The organism is Sanguibacteroides sp. AM78-02pH3A, assembly GCF_027666085.1.
Classification (GTDB): domain Bacteria; phylum Bacteroidota; class Bacteroidia; order Bacteroidales; family Marinifilaceae; genus Gabonibacter; species Gabonibacter massiliensis.
This window is the reverse complement of sequence record NZ_JAQEHX010000005.1, coordinates 154,438-171,136: the sequence shown is the minus strand read 5'-3', so window position 1 is coordinate 171,136 and position 16,699 is coordinate 154,438. Positions and strand designations below refer to the sequence as shown.

Genomic DNA, 16,699 nt, shown 5'->3' with positions numbered 1-16,699 from the left:
GTTTAATCCTATTTCATGAAGCTTTGTATAGCGGAAAAACCCAGTGTCGCAAAGGAGATTGCTACCGTGTTGGGAGCGAAAGTACGTCGAAACGGTTATTTCGAAGGGAATGACTATTGTGTGACTTGGACGTTCGGACACCTTTGTTCTTTGCAGGAACCGCATGAGTACACGGACAAATGGAAGCAGTGGAATATGACTTATTTGCCGATGATCCCTTCGACGTTTCGGATTAAGTTGATAGAGGACGAGGGTATCAAGAAACAATTTGCCGTTATTGAAGAGTTGGTGGGGAAGGCCGAAATGGTCATTAATTGCGGGGATGCCGGGCAGGAGGGAGAGTTGATTCAACGTTGGGTATTGACGAAAGCCAAATGCGGGGTTCCGATGAAACGGTTGTGGATCTCTTCTTTAACGGAAGAGGCCATTCGGGAAGGGTTTGAGAAATTAATGGATGCTGCCGATTTCGATACGTTATATGCTGCCGGATCGGCAAGAGCGATCGGAGACTGGTTGTTGGGAATGAATGCGACCCGGGCCTACACGTTAAAATATGGAGACGGTAAAGGGGTTTTCTCGATCGGCCGGGTCCAGACTCCTACCTTGGCTTTGATCGTGGAGCGCCAGAAGGCGATTGAGCGGTTTAAACCCGAAACCTACTGGGAGGTACGTACGGATTACAGAGGGGGATGGTTCGCCAACACGAAAGGACGGTTTACGGATAAATCCCAAGCTGAGGCTTTTTTGAAGGAGATAGAGCCGTTGGAGTTGGAAATCGCGAGCGTGGAACGGAAAAAAGCAATGGAGCATCCGCCGAAATTGTTCGATCTCACCTTATTGCAGGTGGAGTGTAATCGTAAATTCGCATTCTCCGCGGATGCCACGTTAAAAATCATTCAATCGCTTTACGAGAAGAAGTTAACGACTTATCCTCGCGTGGACACCAATTTTTTACCTAACGATATCTACCCTAAAGTTCCTACTATATTGAAGGGATTGAAGCCTTATGAGGCCGTGGTACAACCGGTATTGAACGGAGGGAAGATTCGAAAATCAGGGAAAGTTTTTAATGATAAAAAGATCACGGATCACCATGCTATTATCCCTACCGGCGTATTCAGTTACGATATGACTCCCGATGAGAAACGGGTATTTGATCTGGTTGCCCGTCGTTTTATTGCCGTTTTTTATCCGGATTGTGAAGTGGCCAATACAACGGTGATGGCAGTTGTGGGAGAGCATGAGTTTAAGGCCACGGGCAAACAGATTGTGGTTCCCGCTTGGAGAGTGCTTTTTCCGACAGCTTCCAATAAGCAGAGTGATGAAAATGTTTTGCCTGCATATGAAGTGGGGGAACGGGGAGTCCATCATCCGGAACTACAGGAAAAAGAGACGCAACCGCCGAAATACTTTACCGAAGCGGATTTGTTGCGGGCTATGGAGACAGCGGGGAAACAGGTCGAAGACGAGGAGCTGAGAGATTTGATGAAGGAAAACGGAATAGGACGCCCTTCAACCCGGGCCGGTATTATAGAAACCTTGTTGAAACGCCGTTATATCCGGAAAGATAAAAAGCGGTTGGTAGCTACGCTTACGGGAATCGAACTGATCGATACGATCCAGAACGGACTGTTGAAATCCGCCGAATTGACCGGACAATGGGAGAAGAAACTTCGGATGATCGAAGAGGGATCTTATCGTGTTACGGATTTCATGGAGGAGTTAAAGGTGATGGTCAACGAGGTTATCCATGAGGTGAAGTGCGCTCGCCGGAAAGCGATTGCCGTGGAGACAGAAGAAGAGAAAGTGGCCGGGAAGCCCGTAAAGGAACAGATCCCACTTGTTTTGAAATGTCCCAAATGCGGTAATGGTGAGATTATTAAGGGACGTACAGCTTGGGGATGTTCTCTCTATAAAAAATCCTGTGATTTCCTGATACCGATGGAGATTCAAGGGAAAAAAATAACCCAAAAACAGGTGGAGTCCATAGTGCTAAAAGGTAAAACCGGGGTGTTGTCCGGTTTTAAAGACGCTGAGGGTAATGCGTTCAGCGGAACTCTTCGTTTGGATGAATTTTGTAAAATAGTGATCGATAAAAAATAGTTCGGTAACCAAGGGATGGCATCTTGCGTTATAATTCGTACATATTAAATAACGCGGATTATGACATATCGTGTAGAAAACAATGGAAAATGCCCTAAAGTGGATACGCATGTGGTAAAAGAGCTGGAATTGACTCGTTACATGGGTAAGTGGTATGAAATAGCCCGTTTTGATCATCGTTTCGAACGGGGATTGGATCGGGTGACGGCAGTTTATTCTTTATGTGACGATGGAAAAATCGAGGTTATAAACAGCGGTTATAAGGACGGACGGTTGCATGAAGCCCGGGGAAAGGCCAAGATGCCGGATCCGGATGAACCCGGAAAGTTAAAAGTCTCTTTTTTCTGGTTTTTTTATTCCGATTATTTTATTTTGGAGTTAGACGAGGAGTACTCCTCTGTTTTAATCGGAAGCTCTTCCGACAAGTATTTATGGATTTTGAGTCGGACCCCGAAATTACCTGATAATAAGCTTAAAAAATTGTTGACGAAGGCGGTAAATCGCGGCTATGATACGGGGAAGCTCATCTATATCAACCAGTAAGAGAACTTCAACGAGAAACGGAAGTATTAAATCTATCTTAAATCCGTTGAATGTGATCGGTTTTTGCCGTAAATGATTTAAATTTGACTATCATTTTAAAACGCTAAAATAGAAAAGTATGGCATTGAGATATTTATTGGCATGTTTATGTGCATGTTTGTTTTTCACTACGGTCGGGGCTCAAGAGAAAAAAGAGTTGAAGGCAGGAGATGTCTCTCCCGTGTTCAAATACTATGATATCAATGGAAAAGAGGTTTCTTTAAGCGATTTGAAGGGCAAGTATGTTTACATTGATATTTGGGCTACTTGGTGTCCGCCTTGCCGGCAGGAGTTGCCGCATTTGAAAGAGTTGGAGAAAAAGATGCATGATAAGAATATTGTTTTCGTGAGTATCTCATGCGATCAGAATAAAGCGGATTGGGAAAAGATGGTGAAAGATCAGAAGTTAGGCGGTGTTCAGTTGCATACAGGTGGCGACCGGGCTTTTATGAATGCTTATCGGGTACGGACGATCCCTCGTTTTATCCTGTTGGATAAGGAGGGGAAAATATTGAATCTCGATATGACTCGTCCTTCTGATCCGGCAACATTGAAAACTTTGGAAGCTTTGAAAGGAATAAAATAGAAAGAAGCCTTTGGGATGTATCAAAATGGGCTTTGTTTTTATGGAGGGATTGCTTGTAGGGCAATCCCTTTTTTACTTGTTTATAATTTCGTGACCGAAGGGGGAAAGTGCTAATCCGGCCAATTTGAAATGTTGTAGCCCGAAAGGTATACCGATAATCGTTAAACAAAAAACAATGCCCCAACAAAGATGTGAAAGGCATATCCATATGCCGCCGATGAAAAACCAAATGATATTCATGAGAAGGGACAGGCATCCGTTACTATGGGGAATGTCTATAACTTGACTACCGAATGGCCAGAGGGCCAATACGCCTAATTTAAGGGTTTGCAGCCCGAAAGGAATTCCGATGATGGTGATAAAAAGTATTACGCTTGAGGTAAAATATTCCAACGCGATAACCAATCCGCCGAAAACGATCCAAATAATATTTCCCAAGATTTTCATAACGTTTGTTTTTAGAAGGCAAAAATAAAATAAAGGTAACAATTTTGGCAGGGAAACGTATCATTTGTAGAGAATAGATCATGTATTTAAAAACAGAGGGATATGATAGAGCATTTGACAAAGGATAGTTTTAAACAAAAAGTGTTTGATTATCAAAATAAAGAATCGTATGAGTTTAAAGGAAAGCACCCTGTTTTGGTTGATTTTTACGCAACCTGGTGCGGACCTTGTAAGGCTATAGCCCCGATATTGGACGAATTGCAGGAGGAGTACAAGGATAAGATAGATTTTTATAAGGTAGATAGTGATATTGAGAATGAATTGGCCGCTGCTTTTAATATTCGCAGTATTCCGACGTTGATGTTCGTTCCGGTGGATGCTCAACCTCAAGTGGCGAGCGGTGCGATGTCGAAAGCTCAGTTTAAGGAGTTGTTTCAGAAAGTTTTTAATTTATAATAACTTAGAAGATTTATTTGTTACATTATACCGAAGATCCCGAAGAGAAGCTGTAAAAGGCTTCTCTTCGGATTTTTATGATTCTTTATTTCAAATACCTTCAAATGTATTTATTTTTTTACCTTTGTGCGTTTTTATTAAAGGGTATTTGATATGGAAAAAGTGTTTGATCCGAAATTATTCGGATTGATTAAAGATGGTTCTGTCAAAAAGAACTTGTCGAAAGATGTTTTAGCGGGTATTGTTGTCGGGATTGTGGCTTTGCCGTTAGCCATCGCTTTTGCCGTGGCTTCCGGTGTTTCTCCGGAAAAGGGGGTGATGACTGCCATTATCGCTGGATTTATTATTTCTTTCTTGGGTGGTAGCCGGGTACAAATCGGGGGACCGACGGGTGCATTCATCGTGATCGTTTACGGCATCGTGAATGATTACGGTATGGACGGGATGATTATTGCCACCATGTTGGCCGGAATCATTATGATCGGGTTCGGGATGTTGCGGCTGGGGACGCTGCTTAAATTTATACCTCATCCGTTGATTGTCGGTTTTACTTCCGGTATTGCGGTGGTTATTTTTTCGACCCAGATATCCAATGCTTTGGGACTTACATTAACGGATGTTCCGAGCGGTTTTGTCGGGAAATGGGCCTGTTATATCGATCATATACATACGATCAACTGGTATGCTGTCATCATAACGGTCGTGACCGTTTTAATAGCGGTATACATGCCGAAATTGACTACTAAAATTCCGGGTTCTTTTGTGGCTATACTGCTCGTTACACCTGTGGTCGCCATTTTTTCTCTTCCGGTGACGACAATCGGAACCTTGTATGGCGAGATTTCTTGTAACTTTGCCCCGACGATTCCTTCATTGGATTTCGCTAATTTGGCTCATTACGTGCAACCGGCTTTTACGATCGCTATTTTGGGAGCTATTGAATCGTTGCTTTCGGCCGTGGTGGCCGACGGTATGATCGGGGGACATCACCGATCCAATACGGAATTGATCGCCCAAGGGGCGGCCAATATCGTGGCTCCTCTGTTCGGGGGCATTCCGGCCACGGGTGCTATTGCCCGTACGGCTACCAATGTGAAAAACGGGGGACGGACTCCGGTGGCGGGGATGATACATGCAGTGGTTTTACTATTGATCATGCTTTTTTTCGGAAAATGGGCCTCTTTGATTCCGATGTCTTGTTTGGCGGGAATATTAATTGTCGTTTCTTATAATATGAGTGAGTGGCGGTCTTTCCGTTCCGTATTGAAAGCCTCCTATTTCGATATAGTCATACTTTTGGTAACCTTCTTTTTAACTGTTTTGGTCGATCTGACCGTTGCCATCGAGATCGGTGTGGTTTTAGCGGCCTTGTTGTTTATGAAGCGTATGGCTGATAATGCCCCGAGGGATATTACCGGAACGGGAAATATGGATCAGGATGTTTTGGAGAATTATAAAGATATTCCTTCCGGTGTAGGGATATACGAGATTAGCGGCCCGTTCTTTTTCGGTTCGGCCAAGACTTATTGTGAGACGATCCGGATGATGGGAGTCCGTTATCAGGTATTGATTATCCGGATGAGGCATGTGCCTTTCGTGGATACGACTGCTTTGAAAAATTTAACGGAAACGATATCTCAACTGACGAAAGAGGGAACACGGATTATATTGTCCGGGGTAAATGAGCAGGTAAGAAAAGATTTACTTAAAAACGGTATCGGACGGCAGATAGGGGAAGAACAAATTTATCCTAAATTTGATCTTGCTCTGAAAGCCGCTCTTGCAATGGTTGAGGCAAAATAACGGAAAAGCCGTTCGGGACAAAAACCAGAACGGCTTTTTCTTTTATCGCAATCTTATTTTCTCTTCGAAAATTATTATAATTTTGCGTACGAATTAATTTATGACGATAATTTATGAGTGGATTTTTTGGGTGCGTTTCTCGCAAAGAGTGTGTTGCTGATGTTTTTTACGGCACGGACTATCATTCTCATTTAGGAACGAAGAGAGCCGGAATGGCTTTTTACAACGGGCAGGAGTTTACCCGTTCTATCCATAGTTTGGAAAGTGCCTATTTCCGGAATAAGTTCGAGCCGGAGTTGGATAAATTCAAGGGTTCTTCTTTGGGGATCGGGGTAATTAGCGATATGGAATCTCAGCCGATTACGGTGATTTCCCATTTGGGACGTTTTTCCGTTGTAGTTGTGGGGAGGATAGATAATTTGGATGAGATTGAAAAATGTTTTTTGAGTGAAAAGAAGCATTTTGCAGAGCTTTCGAGCTCTACCGTCAACCAAACGGAAGCGGTGGCCATGCTTATTAATACGGGAAACACGTTCAAAGAAGGAATTGAGAACGTGTATAACCGGGTAAAGGGGTCCTGTTCTTTTTTGATTTTGACGGAAACCGGAATTTATGCCGCCCGGGATAAGTATGGTCGTACCCCGATTATTTTGGGAAAGAACGATAACGGTTATGTGGTGGCGAGTGAAAGTTCTTCTTTTACCAATTTAGGTTACACGATTGTACGGGATTTAGAACCTAAGGAAGCGATACAAATCAGTCGGGACGGTATTACTCAGGTGACAACACCGGGTTGCAGGAAACAGATTTGTTCTTTTCTTTGGGTATACTACGGCTATCCCTCTTCATATTACGAGGGAATTAACGTGGAGGATGCCCGTTATCGCTGCGGGGCCGCTATTGCCGCGCATGATAACGTGGAGGTAGATTTTGCGGCAGGTATCCCTGATTCCGGAGTAGGCCATGCCATAGGTTATTCCAATGCCCGGAAGATTCCGTACAAGCGTCCTTTCGTGAAGTACACGCCCACGTGGCCGCGTAGTTTTATGCCGCAAAATCAAAGTATGCGGGATTTGGTCGCTAAGATGAAATTGTTGCCGAACGAGGCTTTTACAAAAGGAGCCAGGATTTTATTTTTGGATGACTCTATTGTTCGCGGCACTCAGTTGAAGGATAATGTCGTCAAATTGCGGGAATGCGGGGTGAAAGAGATACATATGCGGATCGCTTGTCCTCCGTTGGTTTACCCTTGTGTCTTTCTGAATTTTTCATCTTCCCGCTCAAATTTCGATTTGTTTACCCGTCGGGTAATCCGCGATCTGGAGGGGACCTCCGATCTGACGGAAGAGATTCTGAAACCTTATACCGATCCCGATTCGGTGCAATATAAAAAGATGCTGGAGGTGATGGCACAACATTTGGGATTGGATTCGTTGAAGTTCCAGCGTTTGGATGATCTGGTAAAAGCCATCGGCATTCCGAAAGAGGATCTTTGCACGCATTGCTGGGACAATTCGTCGTATCTGTAATCTATAATTATTCAATGATTAAAAGGATTGGCGATTTTAGATTGTAAATTGTAGATTGTAAATCTAAAAAAATTGGTATTCGATTTACAATCTACAATTTGCAAAGATTAATACGCGTGATGATCTTCCTGTATATCTTTCAAATCGATCTGTTTTTTATTCAATGCTCTCCAAGCATAGAAAATATACGCGATCACGAAAGGCGATATCAGGGAGACATATGACATGGCTTTCAGCGTATAATGGGATGAGGAGGCCTTATATATGGTTAGGGAAGAGTTTAGGTCGGTATACGACGGATAGAAAGCCGTGTTGTTGAAACCCGCCAGAATGAACAGGGCAATTACAGCCAAAACGATTCCTATGCCCGAGAACCATATCCCTTTATTCCATTTCTCCGAGAACAATGTTTTGACGATACCGAAAAGGACTCCTGCAACTCCGACCAAAAGAATGATCGTGTTGACAGGCATCTCGATCAGATTATGGAAGTATTTGTATTGCACGAGAACGATCTCTCCGTTTTCCGCGATGGCATAACCCTTACTTAATAAAATAATGGCAAGAAACGCCAACAAAAGCACGACAAACGGGACTGCGTTATAAAGGACTTGTTTCCGGCTTCTGTTGAAAATGGTCGGATGGTCGATATTATTAATAAAATAGAGGGCTGCTAAAGTGCGAGCCAAGAAAAAAATGGCGAATCCCAAACAGAGATTGGCAATGTTGAATAGTACTTCTATCCCTCGCCAAGGACTCATCCAGGTTACGTCATTCATCACTCCCAATGAAAAGGGATTACCCGTGAAGAAGGAACCTACTACCGCCCCGATACAGATGGTCCCGATGACTCCATTAATGATCAAAAAGACATTATATGTTTTTTCTCCCAATAGATTACCCGCTTTCCTACGGTATTCGTAAGAGACGGCTTGCATGACGAAGCAGAAAAGTACGACCATCCACGCGAGATAAGCTCCGCCGAAACTCGTTGAATAGAAGAGAGGGAAACTGGCAAAAAAAGCACCTCCGAATACGACTAAGGTCGTGAACGTGAATTCCCATTTCCGGCCAAGACTATTGACGAGTAAATTTCGTTCGTCTTCTGTTTTGGCTATCGTGTATAGTAGGGTTTGTCCTCCTTGGACGAATAACAGGAATACCAGCAATCCGCCGAGTAACGATATTAAAATCCACCAATAATGTTGTAAAAATTCCATATTCATTTACGATTTATGATTTACAATTTTAGATTTAATAATTCTGAGATTTACTGATTGGGTGATTCTGTGATTAAAGATTTCGATAATTGAATCACTAAATCATTTAATCTGTTTCCGGCCCTTTTTTAATCTGTTTTCCCATGATTCTCAGTTCGGCAATGAGTAGTATCGTGAAGAGTATGGCAAACATCCAGAACGTCGTTATCACCCAGTTGGACGTAATTTTAGTTACGGCCACGTTGGTAGGTAAAAGATTTTGTACGACCCAAGGCTGGCGTCCGACCTCGGCAACGATCCATCCGCATTGCGAAGCCACGTAAGCCAAAGGAACACAAGCGAGAGCCAGGTAGGGTATGACTTTGAATTTATCGAATTTTCTTTTTTTAGCGTACCAAAGTGAAAGAACGAATAAAAGAACGAATAACATGCCTAACCCCACCATGATACGGAAACTGTAAAATACGAGGGGAACAGAAGGGATCGTATCGTACGGGGAATTAAGATAGCCATATCCGAAGTCCGCGTAGTTAGCCCTGAATAACTTTAAAGTACTGTCTGCTGCAATCGGATTGTTTTCTTTTACGGCTTGCTTATAATCTTTCAAAGCCTGAATGGCCATGCGCCCGTTAGCCATACGCTGTTCGATCGAAGGATAGGTCTTACCCTCTTCCGAAGTGTATCCGTCCAGAATGTTCTGAATACCGGGAATGTAGGCGTCTCCTTTGTGGTATCCCAAAAACGATAGCATCCGGGGGATATGGATTCCGTACGAAACTTTTTTCATGCGAGTCGTCGGTAGTGCCGGATCATCGGTCAGAAGGCCGATAACGGTTAACCCGGCACCTCGTCCTCCTTCGTTTAAGCCTTCCATTGCGGCTAATTTCATGGGTTGTGTTTTTGTCACGTCCTGAGCACTGGAATCACCGGTATAAATGGTAATAAGTATACTGATCAGTCCGAAGACGGAAGCTAAAATTATACTTTTACGGGCAAATTCGAGATGTCTTTTTTTCAATATAAACCAAGCGCTGATCCCCACGACAAAACAGGCCGAGAGGGTATAAGCGGAAGTTACCGTGTGGAAAAACTTGCTTATGGCCGTCGGAGATAAAAGTACGGCCCAGAAATTATCCATTTCGTTCCGGGCTGTCAACGGGTTAAATTCCATGCCGACCGGATTTTGCATCCAGGCATTGGCAACTAATATCCACAGGGCGGAAATATTTGCCCCTACAAAAACCATCCATGTGGAAAGCAGGTGGAAACGTTTGCTGACCCGGTTCCATCCAAAGAACATGACGGCAACGAAGGTCGATTCCAAGAAGAAAGCGAGGATCCCCTCGATAGCGAGTGGAGCCCCGAATATATCCCCCACGAACCAGGAGTAGTTCGACCAGTTGGTTCCGAACTGAAATTCTAAGATTAGGCCGGTAGCTACGCCAATAGCAAAGTTGATTCCGAAAAGTTTCATCCAGAACTTAGTCGCATCTAACCAGCGTTGATCTCCTGTACGAACCCAGATGGTTTCCATAACGGCAAGCATTAAGGCTAATCCTAATGTTAACGGAACAAACATGTAATGGTAGATCGCGGTCATGGCAAATTGCCAACGTGACCATTCCACTAAAGAAGTTGTTGTTAGGTGAAAGAACATAATGTTAAGGTTTTGTGGTTAATTCTTCAAATACATGATCACTTTTTTCTTGAAAAGTATCGTAATTAGAATTTAAGTAATTGGGCATAAAAAATAGTTTGAGCACTAAAAACATGATACATAGCTTGATTAAAATGATCAGCCATAGATTTCTTCCCCATCGGGGCATATTTTTAAATCCGTCGTAGTATAACCTCCAAACTTTTTTCAGCATAATCGAAAATGAGTTTATAATAACTTAAAAACGTAATAAAGATAAAAATGTTTTCTAATATAATATTCTTATTGTTAATAATATTTATTTATGTGCCGATAGATAGTTTTTATAGGATGGAAAAGTGTTCGCGATTCGGTCTGTTTATCTTAACCGCTTGAATTCGACTGTAAATAGATTTTGATATCAAGTAATTAATTTTTAGATTTACAATGAAGAGGGAGATTTCGGAGGTAATTATAGGTTGGATGTTAATATTTCAGTTGGAAGGGTTGCGAAAAGTATCGGGTTTGTTTTTCCCGAAGAGAGAGAGCGTGGACCAGGTAAGTCGTCGTTCTGGTGTGGTTGTTATTTTCGATGAATTGTTCCGCGGTACGAATGTAAAGGATGTATATGACGGTACGTCGGTTCTTACGAAGGCATTTGACCGAAACACCAAAAACGCCGGGGAAGATTTAAAAAAGGATTGTGCGAATGTGAATTTTGTTTATTTCCGACCCGGAGGGAAGGTAACAAGCCTGTGTTGCCTTACAGGTTAGCTCCGGGAATAACGGGAGATCGCCATGGAATGTTGATTATTCGTAAACATCACATTATCGAAATGACGGAAAAATGGTAAAAAGAGGGAAAGGACCGATTAATTTATCTAATTTTGTTTCGTATAAAGATAGAATAAATGGAAAGTGAGATATGAATAGTTTAGGGAAATATCTTTTAGGAGGGATAATTTTAGCCATCATAGCATTTCTGTGTTGGTACTTTTCGTCCATTATTGCCTATATTTTGGTTTCTGTGGTGATCTCTTTTCTCGGAAGGCCGATTATAGATTTGTTAGGTCGTATAAAAATACGGGGATACGCTCTTTCCGATTCATTGAAGGCTGCTGTGACCTTAGTGTGTATATGGGTGGTTTTTATTCTTTTCTTTTATACGGTTATTCCTATGGCGAGTCAGGAATTTCAGTCGTTGAGTGATCTGAGCATTGCCAATATAGTGAATCAGCTTGATGCTCCGTTAGCGGATGCGGAGCGCGGTTTGAAGCATTTTGGTATTATCGATAACGATCAGGATATAAAAGATTATATTGAGAAAAACTTAAGTTCTTTGGTGGATGTTAGCAGGGTTAAAAATTTGTTCGGTTCATTGGCGGGGACGATCAGCGGCATTTTTATCGCCCTGTTTTCAATCTCTTTCATTACTTTCTTCTTTCTGAAAGATAGTAAGCTGTTTTCCAGAATGCTTTTGGCTGTTGTACCCACTCAATACGAGGAAGGAACGAAAAAAGCGTTGGATTCTATTCAGAAATTGCTCGTTCGTTATTTTGTAGGTATTATCTTCGAAGTGATCATTGTGATGGGATTGAACATCCTTGGGCTTTCCATCGTGGGACTGAAATTTAATACCGCGGTGGTGATCGGTTTGGTGACGGGAATTACAAACGTGATCCCTTATATCGGCCCTTTGATCGGCGCTGTTTTTGGGTTGGTTGTGGGAATAGCCACGCATCTTGATATGGATTTTTATACGGCGCTGTTTCCTTTACTTGTATACATGGCGATTGTGTTCTCTGTTACTCAATTGATTGATAACACGGTATTGCAGCCTTTGATATACGGGAACAGTGTCCATGCCCATCCGTTGGAGATCTTTCTTGTGATTTTGATAGCCGGTAGCATTGCCGGTATTCCGGGTATGATATTGGCGATTCCGGGTTATACGGTTTTGAGGGTGATTCTTGGTGAATTTTTCAATAAATATAAGTTAGTGAAGACTCTTACGAAGGGATTGAATGATGAAAATGGAGTGCGACATGAGGAGGGGTAAAGAGTCGTGAAGAAATAAGAACGGCCTTTCCACCCGGAAAGGCCGTTTCTATTTTAGAGTAAGGCAATTTGTAAAACTTCCCGTATATGATCGACGAAATGGAATTTAATACCTTTGATATATTCTTTCTTTATTTCATCGATGTCTTTTTTGTTCTCGTGGCACAGGATGACTTCTTTAATACCGGCTCGTTTGGCGGCTAAGATTTTTTCGCGGATTCCTCCGACGGGTAACACTTTGCCGCGAAGAGTAATCTCTCCGGTCATAGCTAACGCTTTTTTTACTTTTCTTCCCGTGAGGGAAGACGCTAAAGAGGTTACCATGGTAATTCCGGCGGAAGGGCCATCTTTAGGGACAGCTCCGGCAGGAACATGTATATGGATATTATGCTCTTCGATAGATGCGGTGTCTATGTTTAATTCTTCCGCGTGCGATTTAATATATTCTAAGGCCAAGGTGGCGGATTCTTTCATGACTTCTCCCAAGCTGCCGGTCATGGTTAACATCCCTTTCCCTTTGCTGATACTGGATTCGATATAAAGGATTTCTCCACCGACAGCTGTCCATGCCAATCCCGTAACGACACCCGGCAACTCGTTCCCTTGGTACTCTTCTCGCGTGAATATGGGAGTCCCCAGGTATTCTTTTACGCTTTCTTTGGAGAGCTTTATCGAGAAAGTGGGATCAAGGGCGACGTGTTTGGCCACCTGACGCATAATTTTAGCTAATGTTTTATCCAGATTGCGTACTCCGGATTCCCGGGTATACTTATCGATGATGTAATTTAAAATAGTATCGCTAAATTCTACCTCTTCTGCTTTTACCCCGTGATTGGTTAACTGTTTCGGGATCAAATGCCGTTTGGCAATTTCAATTTTTTCCTCCATCAGATAACCACTAACCTCGATCATCTCCATTCGGTCGCGTAGAGGCGGAGCTATGGTGGAAATATCATTTGCCGTTGCGATAAACATCACTTTGGACAGATCGTAATCCACGTCTAAGTAGTTGTCGTGGAAAGTTGAATTTTGTTCCGGATCCAATACTTCCAAGAGGGCGGATTGGGGGTCTCCTCTAAAGTCCTGTCCGACTTTGTCGATCTCGTCCAAAATGAACACGGGATTTGAGGTCCCGGCTTTTTTTATTCCCTGAATGATCCGTCCAGGCATGGCTCCGATGTAGGTACGACGGTGCCCGCGGATTTCCGATTCATCGTGCAGTCCTCCTAACGACATCCTGACGAATTCCCGGTTTAAAGCCCTGGCTACGGATTTTCCTAAAGAAGTTTTTCCTACTCCCGGGGGGCCGTACAGACAGATGATCGGAGATTTCATGTCTCCCTTTAATTTCAATACGGCTAAGTATTCGAGGATTCGTTCTTTTACTTTTTCCAGGCCGTAGTGATCGCTGTCTAATATTTCCGAAGCCTTCTGCAAGTCGAAGTTATCTTCCGAATAGTGGTTCCACGGTAACTCGGTTAATTCTTTCAAATAATTCAGTTGCACGGAATAATCCGGCATGGAAGGATTCTGTCTTCGTAATTTCTGTAGTTCTTTTTCAAAGAATTCCTGGATGTTTTTCCCCCAATCTTTCTTTTTGGCTGCTTCTTCCAGTTCCTGAATATCATCATCAACGGAATTCCCACCCAATTCGTTCTGAATGGTCTTCATTTGCTGATGCAGGAAATATTCCCGTTGTTGCTTATCCAGATCGAATTTTACTTTTTTCTGGATATCATTCTTCAACTCTAAAATGCTGACCTGTTTACTCAGCAATTCCAACAGTTTTATCGCCCGTTCTTTTATGCTGTCAATCTCCAGCAGTTCCTGTTTGTTTCGATAGTCAATGTCCGTATTGGATGAGATAAAATTGATCAGGAAAAGCATGCTTTCGATGTTTTTCAACGCGAAGCCGGCTTCATTGGGAATATTGCTGGAATACTTTACGATTTTCATAGCCATCTCTTTCAACGAGTCGGAAATAGCATTGTATTCTTCATCGTTTTTAGATAGAACTTCTTCCGTTTTTACTATAATTTTCCCCACGTGATAGGGCTCATCGTACAGGATATCCTCCAACTGGAATCTTCTTTTCCCCTGAATGATTGCCGTTGTTGTTCCATCCGGCATCTCTAATATTTTCAAAACGGATGCGGCGGTACCGATAGAATACAGGTCGCTTTGTGCCGGGTTTTCCGTGTTGGTGTCTTTTTGGGCGATCACCCCGATCATGGCGCTTTGTTTGTAAGCATATTTGATCAGTTTCAGGGATTTTTCCCTGCCGATATTGATGGGAATAATTACACCCGGGAACAACACGGTGTTCCGAAGCGGTAATATTGGCAGTGTGTCAGGTATATTGATCGAATCGTTCAGCAATTCTTTTTCATCTCCTAATATCTGTAATAAGTCCTGATGTTCTTCCTGTATATTTTCCGATAGTATGTCGTCTAAGTTTATTTCGTTCATTATGATCTCCTTATCTTCCTTTTTAGTTGTTTTTTGTATTTACACTCCTCTTCACCTTCTGTCTCGTTTGTGATAAAAACGAATGACTGACATTTTGTCAACGATTCATTTGAATTGAGACGATTCTATACAGGGCAATTCCTGTGCCAAAGATTTTTTCCTGTAATACGGGAAGTAATGGAAGCAATTGTTATTTTTGTCATAGAATAATTAGACAATACGAATGAATACCATTTTATTTGATGATAAAAGTTGGAGTACGTTAAGGCCTCTTACCTTGACCCGTCCGGTTTCCGAGATTCGGGTAGGTATTCTCACGCTCAGAGAGAAGTGGGAAAGAAGGTTGAATAACTCCGTTTCCTATTTAACAAGTGATTATCTTCAGGAGAAATATCCCTTGCGGACGGAGGATGATAATTTGTGGATAAATGCCTCCGTATGTGCAAACGCGGACCTGGTTGCTGCTGTTCGTCGTTTGGAATCGAATGATTTGTTGCTCGGAGAACAGGGAGTCGTGATTGCCGTGCGAGGCGGTAAACAGGTGGCTGATAGGTTAAGAAAAGAGGAGTTCGCCGCGTTCCGTTCCCTGGAATATTCGGGAGAATGCACGAGGATAATTTATCCTTACCATGTTTTTGCTTATAATGCCGGGGAATTACTTCTTGATTTCGATTTGTTGACAAAGGGGAGAAAGAGCGCTATTTTGGAAGATAGCGTACGGGTACACGGAAAGTATCCTGTCTTTTTGGAAGAGGGGGCTGTTGTCCGGTACGCGACGATTAATACGGACGGCGGACCGGTGTACATAGGTAAGGAAGCGGAAATCATGGAGGGAGTATTGATCCGGGGGCCATTGGCCATGTGTGAGCATGCTGTATTAAATATGGGAGCGAAGGTCTATGGAGCAACGACTTTGGGGCCTTACTGCAAATGCGGCGGGGAATTGAATAATGTCGTGTTTATCGGGTATTCCAATAAAGCGCATGATGGTTTTTTGGGAAATTCGGTTATAGGCGAGTGGTGTAATTTGGGTGCGGATACGAATAATTCCAATTTGAAGAACACGTATGTAGAGGTTAAGCTGTGGGATTACGACACCCGGCATTTTCGGAAAACGGGTTTGCAGTTTTGCGGTTTAATCATGGGGGATCATTCGAAAATGGGAATCAATACGATGATTAATACGGGAACCGTTGTAGGTGTCGGGGCTAACATTTTCGGTTCCGATTTTCCGAGGAATTTTATCCCTTCTTTTTCCTGGGGAGGGGCTTCCGGTTTTGTAGAGCATCAAATGCGTCAATTTACGGTTACGGCAGAAGCTGTGATGAAAAGACGGGGAAAAGTTTTCGATGACGTGGAAAAACGTATTATCGATCGAGTCTTCGAAGATACCCGTGAATTCAGGACGTTTAAATAGTAAAAAAAGTCGCTTATTAAAAAATAAGCGACTTTTTTATATCGTATCTGAACGATTATTTTTTTCTGTTTTCCATGTGTGATTTATAACGGTTCATGAATTTATCGACACGTCCTGCGGTGTCGATCAATTTGATTTTACCGGTATAAAACGGGTGTGAAGAGTTGGAAATTTCCATCTTAATCAGAGGATATTCTACTCCATCAATTTCAATAGTCTCTCTTGTTGCGGCTGTTGACTTGGTAATAGTAGTCATTCCGTTAGACATATCTTTAAATGCTACTAATCTGTAATTTTCAGGATGTATGCCCTTTTTCATCTCGTATATAATTTTAAATTTGTTTCTACTTTAACGGCCAGCAAAGATAGTCCATTCATTATAAATCACAAAGA

Annotated in this window: 14 protein-coding genes and 1 pseudogene; 9 read left to right on the top strand and 6 right to left on the bottom strand. The window is 42.6% G+C overall.

The window, feature by feature from the left end; genetic code table 11:
- The first annotated feature begins 15 nt into the window (after positions 1 to 15).
- The 3 genes and pseudogenes from PGR74_RS09545 to PGR74_RS09535 all read left to right on the top strand — a co-directional run bounded on the left by PGR74_RS09545 (position 16) and on the right by PGR74_RS09535 (position 3,271).
- Entirely contained in the window at positions 16 to 2,103 is a 2,088-nt protein-coding gene (locus tag PGR74_RS09545; protein WP_041502811.1) for a type IA DNA topoisomerase, read from the top strand.
- A 102-nt stretch (positions 2,104 to 2,205) separates the two neighbouring features.
- Positions 2,206 to 2,646 (top strand): annotated as a pseudogene (locus PGR74_RS09540) (lipocalin family protein); the annotation flags it as partial.
- 118 nt (positions 2,647 to 2,764) lie between these two features.
- Positions 2,765 to 3,271 (top strand): TlpA family protein disulfide reductase, encoded by a 507-nt coding sequence (locus PGR74_RS09535; RefSeq protein ID WP_041502812.1) that lies wholly within the window; start codon positions 2,765 to 2,767, stop codon positions 3,269 to 3,271.
- A 72-nt stretch (positions 3,272 to 3,343) separates the two neighbouring features.
- Here PGR74_RS09535 and PGR74_RS09530 read toward each other — a convergent pair whose 3' ends face one another.
- On the bottom strand, positions 3,344 to 3,718 hold the full coding sequence (locus tag PGR74_RS09530) for a YccF domain-containing protein (protein WP_041502813.1): 375 nt from the start codon (positions 3,716 to 3,718) through the stop codon (positions 3,344 to 3,346).
- 102 nt (positions 3,719 to 3,820) lie between these two features.
- Here PGR74_RS09530 and trxA point away from each other — a divergent pair, with 102 nt between their 5' ends.
- From trxA to PGR74_RS09515, 3 genes are all read left to right on the top strand, one after another.
- Positions 3,821 to 4,174: a thioredoxin gene (gene trxA, locus PGR74_RS09525; RefSeq protein WP_041502814.1), complete on the top strand. Its 354-nt coding sequence runs from the start codon at positions 3,821 to 3,823 to the stop codon at positions 4,172 to 4,174.
- A gap of 153 nt (positions 4,175 to 4,327) precedes the next feature.
- Complete coding sequence (locus tag PGR74_RS09520) at positions 4,328 to 5,977, top strand: SulP family inorganic anion transporter (RefSeq protein WP_041502815.1); 1,650 nt, start codon at positions 4,328 to 4,330, stop codon at positions 5,975 to 5,977.
- 113 nt (positions 5,978 to 6,090) lie between these two features.
- A complete protein-coding gene (locus PGR74_RS09515) occupies positions 6,091 to 7,506 on the top strand; it encodes an amidophosphoribosyltransferase (protein ID WP_041502816.1) in 1,416 nt (471 codons plus the stop codon).
- 107 nt (positions 7,507 to 7,613) lie between these two features.
- On the opposite strand, the gene PGR74_RS09510 is transcribed toward PGR74_RS09515, so the two are convergent.
- The 3 genes from PGR74_RS09510 to PGR74_RS09500 form a co-directional block, all read right to left on the bottom strand.
- Positions 7,614 to 8,732: a cytochrome d ubiquinol oxidase subunit II gene (locus PGR74_RS09510; protein ID WP_041502817.1), complete on the bottom strand. Its 1,119-nt coding sequence runs from the start codon at positions 8,730 to 8,732 to the stop codon at positions 7,614 to 7,616.
- A gap of 100 nt (positions 8,733 to 8,832) precedes the next feature.
- On the bottom strand, positions 8,833 to 10,383 hold the full coding sequence (locus PGR74_RS09505) for a cytochrome ubiquinol oxidase subunit I (protein ID WP_041502818.1): 1,551 nt from the start codon (positions 10,381 to 10,383) through the stop codon (positions 8,833 to 8,835).
- A gap of 4 nt (positions 10,384 to 10,387) precedes the next feature.
- Entirely contained in the window at positions 10,388 to 10,597 is a 210-nt protein-coding gene (locus PGR74_RS09500) for a DUF4492 domain-containing protein (protein ID WP_041502819.1), read from the bottom strand.
- Between the two features lie 212 nt (positions 10,598 to 10,809).
- Here PGR74_RS09500 and PGR74_RS09495 point away from each other — a divergent pair, with 212 nt between their 5' ends.
- On the top strand, positions 10,810 to 11,136 hold the full coding sequence (locus PGR74_RS09495; RefSeq protein ID WP_041505534.1) for a hypothetical protein: 327 nt from the start codon (positions 10,810 to 10,812) through the stop codon (positions 11,134 to 11,136).
- 151 nt (positions 11,137 to 11,287) lie between these two features.
- Positions 11,288 to 12,421, top strand: coding sequence for an AI-2E family transporter (locus tag PGR74_RS09490; RefSeq protein ID WP_041502821.1), 1,134 nt, complete (start codon positions 11,288 to 11,290; stop codon positions 12,419 to 12,421).
- A gap of 53 nt (positions 12,422 to 12,474) precedes the next feature.
- Here PGR74_RS09490 and lon read toward each other — a convergent pair whose 3' ends face one another.
- Complete coding sequence (lon, locus tag PGR74_RS09485) at positions 12,475 to 14,889, bottom strand: endopeptidase La (RefSeq protein WP_041502822.1); 2,415 nt, start codon at positions 14,887 to 14,889, stop codon at positions 12,475 to 12,477.
- A 223-nt stretch (positions 14,890 to 15,112) separates the two neighbouring features.
- Between lon and PGR74_RS09480 the strand changes: the two genes are divergently transcribed.
- Complete coding sequence (locus tag PGR74_RS09480; RefSeq protein WP_041502823.1) at positions 15,113 to 16,306, top strand: GlmU family protein; 1,194 nt, start codon at positions 15,113 to 15,115, stop codon at positions 16,304 to 16,306.
- A gap of 55 nt (positions 16,307 to 16,361) precedes the next feature.
- On the opposite strand, the gene PGR74_RS09475 is transcribed toward PGR74_RS09480, so the two are convergent.
- Positions 16,362 to 16,625 (bottom strand): type B 50S ribosomal protein L31, encoded by a 264-nt coding sequence (locus tag PGR74_RS09475; protein WP_041502824.1) that lies wholly within the window; start codon positions 16,623 to 16,625, stop codon positions 16,362 to 16,364.
- Positions 16,626 to 16,699: the final 74 nt, after the last annotated feature.